11 protein-coding genes are annotated in these 14504 nt (G+C 41.2%); 3 read left to right on the top strand and 8 right to left on the bottom strand.

What is annotated here, in order from left to right:
- Positions 1-53: 53 nt before the first annotated feature.
- The 3 genes from PSH41_RS08705 to PSH41_RS08695 all read left to right on the top strand — a co-directional run bounded on the left by PSH41_RS08705 (position 54) and on the right by PSH41_RS08695 (position 3920).
- Complete coding sequence (locus PSH41_RS08705) at positions 54-1379, top strand: HNH endonuclease (protein ID WP_273588822.1); 1326 nt, start codon at positions 54-56, stop codon at positions 1377-1379.
- Positions 1380-2289: 910 nt separating this feature from the next.
- Entirely contained in the window at positions 2290-2874 is a 585-nt protein-coding gene (locus PSH41_RS08700; protein WP_273588821.1) for a hypothetical protein, read from the top strand.
- A gap of 209 nt (positions 2875-3083) precedes the next feature.
- Positions 3084-3920: a mechanosensitive ion channel family protein gene (locus PSH41_RS08695; protein WP_055254579.1), complete on the top strand. Its 837-nt coding sequence runs from the start codon at positions 3084-3086 to the stop codon at positions 3918-3920.
- A 50-nt stretch (positions 3921-3970) separates the two neighbouring features.
- On the opposite strand, the gene tldD is transcribed toward PSH41_RS08695, so the two are convergent.
- Genes tldD through PSH41_RS08655 form a run of 8 tightly spaced genes read right to left on the bottom strand, consistent with a single transcriptional unit; the run spans position 3971 to position 14488 of the window.
- Complete coding sequence (tldD, locus tag PSH41_RS08690; RefSeq protein WP_273588820.1) at positions 3971-5410, bottom strand: metalloprotease TldD; 1440 nt, start codon at positions 5408-5410, stop codon at positions 3971-3973.
- Complete coding sequence (locus tag PSH41_RS08685) at positions 5407-6234, bottom strand: carbon-nitrogen hydrolase family protein (RefSeq protein ID WP_273588819.1); 828 nt, start codon at positions 6232-6234, stop codon at positions 5407-5409. Before PSH41_RS08685 ends, tldD begins: the two co-directional genes overlap by 4 nt.
- A complete protein-coding gene (locus PSH41_RS08680) occupies positions 6231-10088 on the bottom strand; it encodes a YhdP family protein (RefSeq protein ID WP_273588818.1) in 3858 nt (1285 codons plus the stop codon). The genes PSH41_RS08685 and PSH41_RS08680 overlap by 4 nt, the downstream gene beginning before the upstream one ends.
- Positions 10088-11560, bottom strand: coding sequence for a ribonuclease G (gene rng / locus PSH41_RS08675; protein ID WP_004585759.1), 1473 nt, complete (start codon positions 11558-11560; stop codon positions 10088-10090). Before rng ends, PSH41_RS08680 begins: the two co-directional genes overlap by 1 nt.
- A gap of 1 nt (position 11561) precedes the next feature.
- Entirely contained in the window at positions 11562-12131 is a 570-nt protein-coding gene (locus tag PSH41_RS08670) for a Maf family protein (protein WP_273588817.1), read from the bottom strand.
- Positions 12131-12610, bottom strand: a complete 480-nt coding sequence (gene mreD / locus PSH41_RS08665) for a rod shape-determining protein MreD (protein ID WP_004585757.1) — start codon at positions 12608-12610, stop codon at positions 12131-12133. Before mreD ends, PSH41_RS08670 begins: the two co-directional genes overlap by 1 nt.
- On the bottom strand, positions 12603-13445 hold the full coding sequence (mreC, locus tag PSH41_RS08660) for a rod shape-determining protein MreC (RefSeq protein WP_024032490.1): 843 nt from the start codon (positions 13443-13445) through the stop codon (positions 12603-12605). The genes mreD and mreC overlap by 8 nt, the downstream gene beginning before the upstream one ends.
- Complete coding sequence (locus PSH41_RS08655) at positions 13445-14488, bottom strand: rod shape-determining protein (protein ID WP_002958401.1); 1044 nt, start codon at positions 14486-14488, stop codon at positions 13445-13447. Before PSH41_RS08655 ends, mreC begins: the two co-directional genes overlap by 1 nt.
- Positions 14489-14504 lie beyond the last annotated feature (16 nt).

Here is a 14504-nt window from a genome sequence, read left to right as displayed (position 1 = left end):
ATCTGTTTTTAGCGACACGCAGACATTGATACGCACAATTAAAGGATTTCCCAATGAGTATTGAGATATGGATTACATTAGTTTCATTAAAAAAGACATCAAGCTTTTCTTTGAGTGCTCACATTGATGAAATGGAGGAGCATATGCTAGAAGTGCTTCTTGTGTTTGGTGCGGAAATTGACGGGGATAACAGAGAACTAACAATAACTTCTCTTTTGAAAAATACTGAAACATTAAGAAGTCGCGTTAGTGAATACGTTTCTAAGTATCGAGACCACTCTCCAGTCATAAATAAGCTAAATGACTTTTTTCGATCACTAGATGATAATGAAGAATTCTACTTATTACCTGGAATAAAAGAACTTACCCAAAAACAAGAAATGGAGATTCATATTGAGCTTTTATCTCATTTAAACAGTGCCTTAGATCTGCCTTTCGTCCAAGAAAAGTTCTCCGAAACATTTGATGACTTTCTTGATAAGTACTCAATAGAAGGGAGAATTTCCGATAAAAAGATAAAAGTAGGAGAAAGGCTGAAAAGCAATCGAGTTTGTCGCTTTTGCAATAACACAAGAGATAACGTAACCAGCTTTTCTCAGGAAGCACATGCCATATCTGAATCATTAGGAAATAAAACCGTTATACTTAATGAAGAATGTGATGGTTGTAACAAATACTTCTCTGAAACAATTGAGCGGGATATAGATACATATTTGAAAATCTTGACAGCCTTTTTCAAAGTGCGGAATAAGGATAACAAAGTACCTAAAATAAAAGGAAAAAATTTCGAATTCTTTCATAATACGACAAGTGAAGGCCCTGACCATATATTAATGTACAAGCCTTCTGGCGACGATGAGGGGCTCGAAAAATCTACTAGTTCTAAAAGAATCCCTCTAAAGTTTAACGGCAAAGTGAAAATGCAAAACATATATAAAGCACTTGTTAAGTTTTCACTTAGTGTTATAGATAATGATGATCTTAATAAGTTCGGAAAAACGATAAGATGGATATCAGGCGATTTTTTCTACAAAAAACTTCCTAAAATTGCGGTGCTGACATCCTATCATGGGTTCTCAAAAGGAGCCGAGCTTAAAGTCTATTTAAGAAAAGATAATGACGCTCGACTCCCTTTTGCTGTAGGCGAATTTCAATTTACGTTTTTAAAATATGTTTTCATCATTCCGACGTTCGACGATGATGAATATGATTTTACTGAAAAAGATAACTATGAGTATTTCTGGAGCTTTTTCAAGTTTTACCATCATGAAAAGAACTGGGATTATCAGTGTTTTTCAAATTCAGAAGCGAAGGACTTTGTCTTTAATATGCTTTTAGATGTGAAACCAAATGATCATCAAAAGTTGTCGGACGCATAAATACCCGCTGTTTGGGCGTTGTAGAGCAGCTATTGATACAAAGCCATCTTTCGGCTCTAGATTGTTTCTGTTCAGAGTAGTGTCTAAGGTGAGCACATTCAACACACCATTTCCCAAAATTATACTAAGTAAATACTCCAAAAGTTAACTTTGAGCGAACTCCAGAAGTTACTTGAAACAGAACGGGTAAGTTTCTAGGTAACTATTTAAAATCAACTTTATTACCCAGTTGTAGCGTTATTCAGACTTTGTACTATGAATTAGTATGAAACTTTATTCCTCTCCTGCAGTTCATCCATTTTAGCCCCCTCTCCTCTGGAATATTTCCACCCAAAGTTTTAGGTTGTCACTCTAATCTTCGCAATCCTAAAAAAGCCTGCCATATATTGTTGAAACTAATTCAACAGATTTATGTAAGACTCTAGATAAATTATCGATCGCTATAAATCTGGAAAATATTACATTTGAGAGCAATTTTTTAGGAAAAATAATAATAAATAGCCATATTTCTGGAAAGGTTTACAAGCCTTTCCTCATTTAACTTTCCAGAACCTTTCCATAATCTAGCTGTAATAGTACGCTCAGACGATGCGCTAGGCATATTCTGCTTATAACGTTAAAAGCCCTTACTATGTTTTAGTAAGGGCTTTTTTATGCTTAACGCATTTAACCCTAGACAGCACAACTAATTAACTCAACTTATTACAAAAAACACATCATAAATACATAAAATAAAAACATAACCCATTAATTTAACAGTAAAAAAATTAGACAGATAAATATATAAAAAGTTTCTATAATGTTTTGGCTTTTAGCTATTTTTATAATTAAACTGCCGCGCATTGTTTTCTATTTGAGCTTTTATATGTTTTTACTGCGATCTTTTATTTACTTATTATGCTTAGCAGGTGTGGCTTTTTTAATTCAGCTTGAAGGTTTTGATTTACAGCAAAATGCACTTTACAGTGAAGAAACACTAACCGAACACATGCAAGATATTTTAACGTTTTTAAGTTGTATGCTGTTTTTTTACGCCTCACGTATTCACTCTGATCTTAAAATAGCCGCACTGTTACTGGCTGCTTTGACGGCTGCTATGTTTGTTAGAGAATTTGACACCTATCTAGATATGTATGTATTTGATGGCGCATGGCAAGCAATTGTATATACGCTGTTAGGGAGCGTACTACTTTACTTAAAAGCCCAACGAGGCTTTATTTACAGCTCGTTAAAAGCCTATGCGCAAACACCGGGCTATGGTATTTGCCTATCTGGCTTAGTGACCTTACTCGCTTTCTCGAGAATGATGGGCAAGGGCGAGTTTTGGCACTCAGTTATGGGAGAACAATACGTTCGGGTCGTTAAAAATATTATTGAGGAAGGCATAGAAACCCTAGGTTACACGCTTATTTTTATCGCTGCCATTGAGCTTGTATTGTTTTGCCAAAAACACGCTAAACACACGCAGGTCTCTATTACAGAGCAAACAGCCTAGCTGCTAAGTAATACCGGTTTAATTAAGTAGTAGCCATTCTAGCGTACAAGATAAAGCGCTAACAGGGTTATAACGCTATTCAGCTATTGCTATATATGGCTCATAACTTAATACAATTGGTATAAGTGATTTTATGTAGCTTAAATTTGCTAATTGGTTTGATTACTCAATATACTTAGCGTGCCTATTGCTACTCGTATTTGGAAGTTATGATTAAAGACATACTCATGCACCCTTTTTTAGTTTCTGTGCTCGTGCTTGCCATTGCATTTGTGCTTAAAGTACTGGTTGATAAACTAGCAAGAAACCGCGCAGAAAAAAAAGAAAAAGACATTCGTTACATCACTCATAACATTAAGCACTTTATTAATTTTGTTATGGTGCTGTCGCTGCTATTTGTATGGTCGACCGAAATACAAAATTTTGCGCTGTCTATTGCTGCGTTTGCAGTGGCTATAGTGCTTGCAACACGCGAGTTTATACAATGCGTTATAGGCTTTTTTTACCTGGTTACCACCCGCCCGTTTAGAGTAGGTGATTGGATACAAGTGGGTGACTATTTTGGCGAAGTAGCCGAAACAGACTGGGTAAAAACCACCATGCATGAAATAGACATGCACACTTATCAGTTTTCGCGCAAAACAATTTATATACCAAATAATAAGCTGATCACCAGCTCAATTAAAAACCTTAATTATGTAAAGCGCTTTGTTACTCATCATTTTACTATTGTACGCAGAGAGAGCTTTAACCCTTATGTTATTCATGACGAATTAGTCAATCAGGCAAAACTATACTGCGAAGAGTTTCACGATGTAGCAACACGTTATAATTCGATGATAGAGCGTAAACTCGATGCCAAAATTTCGGGTCCGGCACCGGTTATTCACTTTGGTACTACAGAGCTTGGGGAGTTTAAAGCAAGCTTTACGCTATTTTGCCCAACCAACAAAGCACTTGAAATAGAGCATAAATTAACTGAGTGTTTTATGGCTTTGTGGTACGAACAGGCAAAGAAGAACAAAGAGGAGCAAAGCGAGGCGTAAACCTCGCATTGGTAATCTATAAAGCGCGAATTGCTTCGCGCTTTATTGTTTTATGCGGTGCCACCTACTGTAAGTTGGTCTATTTTAAGGCTTGGTTGACCTACCCCTACAGGAACGCTTTGGCCATCTTTACCGCAGACACCTACGCCTTTATCAAGGGCTAAATCGTTGCCTACCATAGAGATATGCTGCATCACCTCTGGACCATTGCCAATCAGTGTTGCACCTTTAATTGGCTGGGTAATTTTACCGTTTTCAATTAAATACGCCTCTGATGCGCTAAATACAAACTTACCTGAAGTAATATCTACTTGGCCGCCACCAAAGTTTGGTGCAAATACCCCTTTTTTAACTGAGCTTATAATATCGGCTTGGCTATGCTCGCCCCCTAACATGTAGGTGTTGGTCATACGCGGCATAGGTAAATGCGCATACGACTCACGACGTGCATTACCTGTTGGGTTTACACCCATTAAACGCGCATTGAGCTTATCTTGCATGTAACCTTTTAAAATACCGTTTTCGATAAGTACGTTATAAGCTGCAGGCGTGCCTTCATCGTCAACGTTAAGTGAACCGCGGCGATCGGCCATGGTGCCATCATCAACTACTGTACACAGCTCAGACGCTACTTTTTGCCCCACTTTACCGCTAAATGCCGAAGCCCCTTTACGGTTAAAGTCGCCTTCAAGGCCATGGCCTACCGCTTCGTGTAAAAGCACGCCAGGCCAGCCATTGCCTAACACAACTTCCATTGTGCCAGCTGGTGCATCAATTGCCTCTAAGTTTACTTTAGCTTGGCGTACAGCTTCTTCGGCAAAGCCCATCCAACGTGGCTTGCCTTCAACTAGTTCTTTAAAGTAACCATAATCTAAGCGTGCGCCGCCCCCTGCACCACCGCGCTCACGGCGGCCATTTTTTTCAAGTAAAACGGAGCAGTTTAAACGAATAAGCGGGCGTATATCGGTAGCAAACGTGCCATCGCTGGCAGCAATTAATACTTCTTCGTATACAGCCGACATTGAACTAATTACTTGCTCAGCATCAGGGGCGAGTTCGCGTATGTAGTTTTCAAGCTCACGCAATAAACTCACTTTATCGTTGTCACTCATGCTTGATATTGGCTGATGCGGGGCAAATTGCTCTTTTGCTTTCACATCGCTAAATACTTTAATGGTTTTATCTTCGCCTGCATCGGCAATGCTACGAGCTGCCGTTGCGGCTTTGTTTAACGCTTCAAGGTTAATGGCATCAGAGTAAGAAAACCCTGTTTTTTCACCACTAACGGCACGAACACCCACTCCGCGCTCAACATTGTAAGAGCCTTCTTTTACTAAGCCGTCTTCAAGCACCCATGACTCATGATGGCTTGATTGAAAGTATAAATCGGCGTAATCCACTTTATGCTGATGAATATACCCAAGCGTTTTTTCGAGTTCTTCTCGATTTAGCTGGCTGTCGTGTAATAAATGCTGTTCAACCGAATTCATAATAAATGCTCTCTAAATCGTTGATGAGATTGCACGGGCATATCTCTTCTAATTTTATTTAACTGGTTTAGGTCGGCGTAACCGCTTATAAACCCTACCCCACTTTCAAGCGTTGCTATTTGCTCGCCCCACGGTGAAATAATAATACTGTGGCCGTATGTTTGGCGGCCATTTTGATGTGTTCCATACTGCGCCGCTGCAATAACGTAACATTGCGTTTCTATTGCGCGTGCTTTTAATAAGGGTTGCCAATGTGCTTGCCCAGTAGGGAGTGTAAAAGCACTGGGCACTAAAATTATTTCAGCCCCTTGGCGCGTAAGTGCGCTAAATAATCCACTAAAGCGCAAATCATAACATACTGTTAAGCCAATTTTACCAAACGGTGTAGCAACAACCACCACATCATCGCCTGCCTGAGTAAAGTCTGACTCTCGATAGCTGGCGGTTTTATCGGCCACATCAACATCAAATAAATGCATTTTATTATACGTGGCTACGCATTCACCTTGGCTATTAAATAAGTACGAAGCCGCAAAGTATTTATTATTTTTGTGTGGCTCAGGGATAGTGCCCGCATTTAGCCAAATATTATGCTTTTTACACAATGCACTTAATTGCAGCTTGTAGTGAGTAATACGTTTAGCAACCGCTAGCGTATCATGGCCACTTTTACTAAATACTAAAAACGCCTCGGGTAAACATACAAGCAATGGCCTGGCTGCGGGGAGTTTATTTAACGCCTCGCCAAGGGTTGCCATGTTTTCGTCGGGATTGGTGCCTGAGCACATTTGCAAAGCAATTATATTGGCGTTTAGCGTACTCATTGTGTTGCTGTTACCGCGGCATCTTTAAGTGTGAGTGTACTGGCCGCTTGCGGCTGATTTTGCGCAGCTTGCGGTAAGGTAACTTCTTTACTTTTACGCTCAAGCTCTTGTACCACAGGGTCATTCATTTTGCCGGTTACTTTAAAGTTAATTTCGGAGATCACCCTTGCTGAGTGAATAACCTTATCAAGCGCTAAAGCGGCAAGCCCTGTGACGGGATTAACCATCCAAGCCACAATAACCGGAATACTAGATGTTACTTGCGGTGCCACAGCTAAATCGTAATCTATTTCAAGGGTGTTTAAATTAGCATAGCCGTTAATCGTTAAATCGGCTGGCACGCCATCCATTTTGGTATCTTTTGTGTAGGCTATACCTTTATCTAGCAGCATAGAGCCTTTTAAGCTGTTATAAAAAAAGCCTTTTGAAAATACATCTCTAAAATCGAGTTTTAATTTACGCACTAGCGAGTCAAGGCTAAGTAGCGAAAATACACGTGCCCCACCATCACTTATTTCAGCAATGTGGCCTTCGCCTAAATCCCACTTAACTTCACCGCCCAAACTAGGTATATCAAAGTCATACGGGGCGCCTTGCCAAGCAAGGTTGTAGTTAATATCGGCTTTTGAGTCTTTTATAGCGGTGGTGATATCAAATTCATCAAATAGCGCGCCTATATCGTCACTTTTAAGTTCACCATTAAATTGCGTAAAGCCACCTTGCCACTGCCCTTCGGTACGTAAAATATGGTCGCCCTTATCAACCACAAGCTCAGAAATAGTAAGCTTGTCGCCTTCACCGACCAGCGAAGCGCTCACTTTATCAAGCTGATAACTTGCCACTTTACAATCTGCACATTCAAATTCAATGGCAGGTACTGTGTTAAGCCACGCTAGGTTTTGCTCTGGCAGTACATCGGTGATCTCAAGATCTTCTTCTACTTTAGGTGCAAAGTTAAGTCTTAAGTAATCGCTATTTATACGTATCGGCTGGCTTGGCTGAGAGCTGGGAATAAACACGTCAGCACGCAGCTCTTTGGCATTAAGCTTTAAATATAAGTCGTTTTGCTGGGGCGCTAAGCGCATTTCAAAATCGTTAAAAATAATGTCGCTAGCATTAACCTTGTCAATATGCGCAACCACTTCATTTAATGGCGGCATAATACCCTCAGACTGCTGGTTTGGCTTAGCTTGAGCGGCTTTAATTATTTGGTCTATTAATTCAAACCATGCTTCTAGTTGCGTTTGTTCAAGGTTAATATTAACGCTTAAATCTTTTTGATTTAGCCCTAAATCTTGCTCACCAAGTACAATATGCATATTACTAAATTGCGGCAGACCGTTTTCTAAAATCGCATTAAAATATAGCTGCTGATTAGCATTAGCCGTAATAAGATTTGAAATATCATCGCCTTGCACTATGCCCGTTAACGGCCAAACCTGTTCACTTGTTTTGCCATAGGGCGCTGGTAGCGTGCTCGACAAGCCACGTAGCTCTGAGCTTACCTGAGCGCGGTAATTAAATCCTTGCTCAGTAAAATTAAGTGTAAGGCCTACATCAACTTCACTTTGCCCACTCAGGTACCCTTTCAGTACACCTTGCGCCTGGGTTGTTAGTGTATCTGCATTTAGTAACGCCGTTATATCAATATTAGCGGTGTACTGCTGTGCTTCGCTTGCACTATTATAGTTAATGCTAAGCGGCATACCCAACCATGTAGCGCTGGCGTTTTGCATGCTAATTGTATCGTTTTCAAAGCTGAGCTCGCCGCTTAGTTTTTCAAGCGCAATGCCTGGGGCCGCAATATAAACAGGCAAATCGTTTAGTTTTACTTTGCCGCTTACACTGGCTCCACCTTTAAATTTAGAGCCAATTAAAAGAGTTACGCTTGCATCGGCTTGACCTTTACCTTGCACCACTTCAAAAATATTGGCCAGTGGGTTTGCAATCGGGGTGGCTGCAAAAAAGTCATGCAGTTTTTCCATTTGCGCGCGTTTATCTATTTGTACAATGAGTTCATCAGCGTGCATTAAATCGGCAATACTCACTTGCACGCTATCGCCTACTTCTAAATTAACTAACTGGCCTTGCTGGCTATAAATATCCATTCGCTCGTTGGCAAAATGCAGCTGCACATTGGCGTTAGTTACTGCCGGCCAATTGGGGTCAAACGCGTATGTTGCATTATCTATTTGCGCGAGTACATCAAATTGGCCGCTGCCATCGGTGAAAGGAAAACCTGAGAGCGGACCTGCAAATAATACTTGCGCCTTAGCTACTTCGCCCCCTTTTATTGCGCCATTTAAGTAGCTTACAAGTTGAGGGCTCATTGCCTTTAACGGAAAGTAGTGCCCTGCTACTGTGGCATCTTCTGCATAGGCTTCCGCGTAAAGATCTAAACGAGGATCGTTGCTAAGGCTTACATTTAGCTCAGCCGCTAAGGTAACTTCGTTATTATCAAACCAAATATTATTACTGCTTACATTCCAGTAATTATCTGTTTTTGCTAAATCCAGATCGATATTAATTTGGTTGTAATCAATATTTTTACTGAAGCTGTCGCCGGTTATTAAAGTCCCATTTTCGCCAAATAGCTGCACTCGCCCGCGCTGCTGATTTATAAGCCCCGAGACTCTAAGTGCCTGCGCTGCAGGAATACCAGACACTTCTTGCCAGCCAATATTATTAGCTGAAAACCATAACTGCCATTGCTCATCTGGATTAAGTTCTAGGTAGGCTTGATCGATAAAACCACTTGGTTTGCGGTTTAAAAGTGGCTGTAATGCTTCAAAGTTAGTTAACGACGCCAAGTTACTCAGTAAAGAAAGATCAACCTGCTGCAGCCACACTTTATTTTGCTTACCTAAGTTTGCCTCAAATTCTAGACTTGGCCAGGTTGTGTCGTTATTACTAAATGTCAGGCCCGTGCTTTTTAAGTGCCAAGCGTTTGCCTCAGGAAATAAATGAAATCCCCCTTCGCTTAAGCTTACTTGTTTAGCTTGTTGGTTGTTTTGCCAGTGTACAAAGCTAGGTAACCACTGCATTTTTACATCGCTGATAAAGCCGTTTTCGAGCTTAAGCCAAGACTTTAAGTTTATGTCTGTGTAAAGCTGTTGTTTTTCAGTATTAATATATTGCGCCAGCCAATTAGACACATCTACGCTATTTGCTTGTACGTAAATGTCTCCCGCAATTTGCTCTATAGTTTTGCCACTAAGCGCGATACGTGCGTCAAAGCTACCCACACTAATGCCGGGCAAGGCGAGGCTGCCGCTTCCTAAATGTTGTTCATCTTGGTTTTGCCATACTATGTTTTCGAGTAATAGTTTGCGCTCTCTACCGTCTTCTAAAATAAAATTAATACTCGAATTTTCAATAGCAAAATGCCCTGTATCTCCTAAAAAAAGCTCTTCAATTAGCTCTTTTTGTTCAAACGAGACATCATCGTTATTGGTGTTGTTAAATAAATTTTGAATATTTACACTGGTATGAAAGCCATTAATAACAAAGTAATTAGACTTTAACTGAAAGGCTTTAATGCTCTCCCATAGGTTAAGCTCTAGGCTTGTTTTGGCAATAGTAAGCGATATAGGCGCAGTTTCGTTATCCTTAAAGGAGAGATCTTCTAATACCAAGGCAGGGCCGGCGCCATGCCAACTGGCAGAGATTGCGCCTATAGAAAGACTAATGGCAAATTTATCGTGCAGGTAGGTTTCTATATCGCCTTTGTAGTCGTTTGCATAAGGTAAGGTGTACTTTAAAATAGAAACAATCACGGCCAGTAATACTAAAATTATGGCGCAGGTTTGCCATAACTTTCTAAAACAAAAAAAACAGACCGCTTTCGTTTTCATTACATCATTACCACATCAAACTGCTCTTGGCTGTATAGGCTCTCTGTTTGAATATTGACCTGCTTACCAATAAATAGTTCAAGTTCGGCAAGGTTATGATACTCATCATTGAGTAAGGCTTCACTTACTGCGGGCGCCGCATACACCATGAATTTATCGGCATCGTAGGCACGATTAACGCGCACTATTTCGCGCAGTATTTCATAGCATACGGTTTCGACTGTTTTTTGTGAACCACGTCCAGAGCAAGCCGGACATACATCACACAAAATATGCTCAAGGCTTTCGCGGGTGCGCTTACGGGTCATTTCTACTAAGCCTAATGCGCTTAAGCCGTTTATGTTGGCTTTTGCACGGTCTTTAGATAGTGCTGACTCTAGAGAATGTAATACTCTGCGCTTATGATCTTCGCTGATCATATCGATAAAATCGATAATAATAATACCGCCTAGGTTACGCAGGCGTAGCTGCCTAGCAATGGCTGATGTGGCTTCCACATTGGTATTAAAAATGGTTTCTTCTAAATTACGATGCCCTACAAACGCACCTGTATTCACATCAACTGTGGTCATCGCTTCGGTTTGGTCGATAATTAAATAACCGCCTGACTTAAGCGTGACTTTACGATGCAGTGCTTTTTGAATTTCGGTTTCAACGTCAAATAAGTCAAAAATTGGGCGCTCACCTGGGTAGTACTCAAGTGCCTGCGAAAGCAAAGGTACAAACTCTTCAGTAAACAGCTTTAGCTCTTGATAGGTTAGCTTAGAGTCAACTCTAATGCGCTCCATATCTTCACCTACGTAGTCGCGCAGGGTCCTAAATGCAAGCGTTAAGTCTTCGTGTAATATACTGGCTTTATTGGTTTTTTTACGACGTGATACAATTTTTTGCCATAGTTTTCGTAAAAATTCAGCATCGTGTCTTAGCTCCGCTTCACTGGCGCCCTCTGCCGCTGTACGAACAATAAAACTGCCATTATCGTCGCCGTATTCTGCCACTATTTTTTTAAGTCGCGCACGCTCTTCTTCGGTTTCTATACGCTGACTAACACCTACATGCGTAGCGTCTGGCATAAACACTAAATAGCGCGAAGGAATAGTGATATCAGTAGTAAGCCTTGCTCCTTTAGTGCCTAGTGGGTCTTTAACCACTTGCACCATAATGTACTGACCTTGGCGTACTAGCTCACGTATGTCTTGTACTTTTTTAATCGGCTCGTCGTCTACACCCTCAACTATTGAGGCGCTATTGACTATGTCTGATGCATGTAAAAAAGCGGCTTTTTCTAGTCCTATATCTACAAAGGCTGCTTGCATGCCTGGCAGTACGCGGCTTATTTTTCCTAAATAAATATTGCCTACAATACCTAGGTTGCCTATACGCTCTAGTTGAATTTCTTGTAATACACCGTTTTCGATTAGGGCAACACGGCTTTCACTTGGCGTGACATTTATTAGTAATTCTGTACTCATGTTACCTTCTTAAGAATGCTTGTAATAATTGTTCGGTCTCGTATAAAGGTAAGCCTACAACAGCAAAATAGCTACCCGCAATGTGTGTAACAAAGCGACCACCTAAGCCTTGAATGCCATAACCACCGGCTTTATCCTGTGGCTCGTTTGACTCCCAATAACTATTTATTTCTTCATCGCTGAGGGTTTTAAAGGTCACATCGGTACTCACCACACAACTTAGTACATCTGTTTGTGTAGCAAAAGCAACGGCAGTAAGTACTTGATGTGTATTACCAGATAAACGTTTAAGTGTTGTTATGAAATCGTTTTTATCGCGTGGTTTACCCAACGATTCGTTATCAATAACAACCACAGTATCGCTACCAAGCACTGGGCGGTCTGTGTAACCAAGCGCTACGCCTGTTTGCGCTTTTAAGCAGGCTAAGCGCTCAACCAATGCATGAGGCTGCTCGTTTGCAAGTGGGGTTTCATCTGCATCTACACTGAACTGTTCAAACTCAATGCCTAACTGACTCAACAACTCTTTACGTCGCGGGGAGGCTGATGCCAAATATACTGCGGTTGTCATTACCTGATCCTAAAATGTCTACGGTATTTGCGAAGAAGTAAAAAGACCCAAAACCAGCTGACCATACCGGTCGCCACTGGCCACAGGTATTGTGGATTAAAATAAACACCTAATAAAAAGTGATTTAACCAAAATTGCATTAAGTGATACAAGGTTAAAAATAAGCCCACTAATAAGCTTTGCTGCCAAAGCGAAAAGTTACGTATTTTTTGAAAGTTACTTGCGGTCACAAATATACAAATAGAATACGTGAGTGAGTTAACCCCTAATGGCGAGCCTAAGGCTAAGTCCATGAGTAGGCCAACAACCCACGCGGTACCAATATTTAATCTATGCGGCACTGCCAGCGACCAGTACATTAATACCAGTAATACCCAATCAGGTCTGAAGGGCTCAAACGAAAAAGGCAGTGGCATTAATGCCATAATTAAAGCAAAAAAGATGCTTAGGGCAATTAACAATGAATAACGATTAATCATCGCTGATTTGCTCCTGTTGATTGCGCCATAAAATAACCAACAAACGAATACGGTCTAGCTGTGCAATAGGCTCTGCAAATACTTGAGCAAATGGGCGTCCTTCATCGCGGTTTATTTCGGTGACAACGGCCACCGGGTAACCTTCAGGAAACGTACCGCCAAGCCCCGAGGTCACGAGTACATCACCAATGCGCACATCAAGGCTATGAGGTACATGCGAAAGCTTAACAACGTTAATTTTACCTATGCCTTCGACTACCGTGCGTACGTCGTTTCGTAGTATACGTACCGGCGTAGCATGAGTTGTGTCGGTCATTAGTAGCACGCGCGATGTGGTAGAGCCTACTTTTGTTAATTGGCCAACAACCCCCATTTCATCAATTACCGCTTGGCCTTCGCTTAGGCCGTCGGTGGTACCGCGGTTAATAACCACTTGATGACTATAAGGGTTTGAATGTACAGAAAGTACTTGGGCTATTTTTTTACGATTAGATTGCTTAGCCGATGAGCCAAGTAAAGCGCGTAGCTTTTGGTTTTCGCGGGCTAAAAATTGGTATTGCTGCAATTGCTCGCTTTGTAGCATTTGCTTTTTTTTCAGCGCTTCGTTTTCACTCAGTAACTGATCGCGGGTATGCAGGCTTTTAGCACCTAAGCTAAATATTTCGTAAGGTAGGTTGGCAACGTAAATTAATGGGCTGACAAGTGTATTAAGGCTTGTACGTACAACCGTGCCGCCTTGTGTAAACTTATCGCCCGCAATGAGCACTATGCTCAAAAGCACTGCGACAAAAAGTCGCAGTTGCAAAGAGATGGTTTGTCCAAACAGTAATTTCATTAATCGTAACTAAAAACGTCACCACCATGAACATCAATCATTTCAAGTGCTTTACCGCCGCCACGTGCTACACACGTAAGTGGATCATCGGCAACAACCACAGGAATGCCTGTTTCTTCCATTAATAAACGATCTAAATCTTTCAATAGTGCACCACCGCCAGTCAGTACCATACCGTGAGCTGAAATGTCTGATGCAAGCTCAGGTGGAGACTGCTCAAGCGCAACCATTACGGCACTTACAATGCCCATTAGCGGCTCTTGGAGTGCTTCTAAAATTTCGTGCGAGTTAAGTGTAAATGAGCGAGGAACACCTTCGGCTAAGTTACGACCGCGTACTTCAATTTCAATTGGTTCGTCAGTTTTAAAAGCAGAGCCAATTTGATGTTTAATATTTTCAGCCGTTGCTTCACCAATTAGACTACCAAAGTTACGGCGTACATAATTAATAATGGCTTCATCAAATTTATCGCCACCAATACGCACAGACGATGAGTAAACAACACCGTTTAGTGAAATAATAGCAACTTCGGTAGTACCACCACCAATATCAACAACCATAGAACCGGTTGCTTCTGATACTGGTAGCCCAGCACCAATTGCTGCGGCCATTGGCTCTTCAATTAGGTACACTTCGCGCGCGCCGGCACCCATTGCTGATTCGCGGATTGCACGCTTTTCCACTTGGGTTGCACCACACGGTACACAAATAAGTACACGCGGGCTTGGGCGCATAAAGTTATTATTGTGCACTTGTTTTATAAAGTGTTGTAACATTTTTTCGGTTACATAAAAGTCGGCTATTACGCCATCTTTCATTGGGCGAATCGCTTTAATATTACCCGGTGTACGCCCTAGCATTTGTTTTGCTTCTGTACCCACAGAAGCAACACTTTTAGGTCCACCAGCGCGTTCTTGACGAATAGCTACAACTGAAGGTTCGTTAAGTACAATACCTTCTTCTTTTACATAGATAAGGGTATTGGCTGTACCCAAGTCGATCGATAGATCGTTTGAAAAAATACCACGGAGTTTTTTAAACATGAGGCTGGATGACCTT

The organism is Pseudoalteromonas sp. CST2, assembly GCF_028599385.1.
In the GTDB taxonomy this organism is placed as follows: domain Bacteria; phylum Pseudomonadota; class Gammaproteobacteria; order Enterobacterales; family Alteromonadaceae; genus Pseudoalteromonas; species Pseudoalteromonas atlantica.
Note: the sequence above shows the minus strand (reverse complement) of the source record. Positions and strands in the feature narration are given on the sequence as shown.

What these genes read in the sequence shown, in the direction of transcription:
- PSH41_RS08705 (WP_273588822.1), top strand. Translation starts at nt 54, where the DNA reads ATGAGTATTGAGATATGGATTACATTAGTTTCATTAAAAAAGACATCA.
- PSH41_RS08695 (WP_055254579.1), top strand. Translation starts at nt 3,084, where the DNA reads ATGATTAAAGACATACTCATGCACCCTTTTTTAGTTTCTGTGCTCGTG.
- tldD (WP_273588820.1), bottom strand. Translation starts at nt 5,410, where the DNA reads ATGAATTCGGTTGAACAGCATTTATTACACGACAGCCAGCTAAATCGA.
- PSH41_RS08685 (WP_273588819.1), bottom strand. Translation starts at nt 6,234, where the DNA reads ATGAGTACGCTAAACGCCAATATAATTGCTTTGCAAATGTGCTCAGGC.
- PSH41_RS08680 (WP_273588818.1), bottom strand. Translation starts at nt 10,088, where the DNA reads ATGAAAACGAAAGCGGTCTGTTTTTTTTGTTTTAGAAAGTTATGGCAA.
- rng (WP_004585759.1), bottom strand. Translation starts at nt 11,560, where the DNA reads ATGAGTACAGAATTACTAATAAATGTCACGCCAAGTGAAAGCCGTGTT.
- PSH41_RS08670 (WP_273588817.1), bottom strand. Translation starts at nt 12,131, where the DNA reads ATGACAACCGCAGTATATTTGGCATCAGCCTCCCCGCGACGTAAAGAG.
- mreD (WP_004585757.1), bottom strand. Translation starts at nt 12,610, where the DNA reads ATGATTAATCGTTATTCATTGTTAATTGCCCTAAGCATCTTTTTTGCT.
- mreC (WP_024032490.1), bottom strand. Translation starts at nt 13,445, where the DNA reads ATGAAATTACTGTTTGGACAAACCATCTCTTTGCAACTGCGACTTTTT.
- PSH41_RS08655 (WP_002958401.1), bottom strand. Translation starts at nt 14,488, where the DNA reads ATGTTTAAAAAACTCCGTGGTATTTTTTCAAACGATCTATCGATCGAC.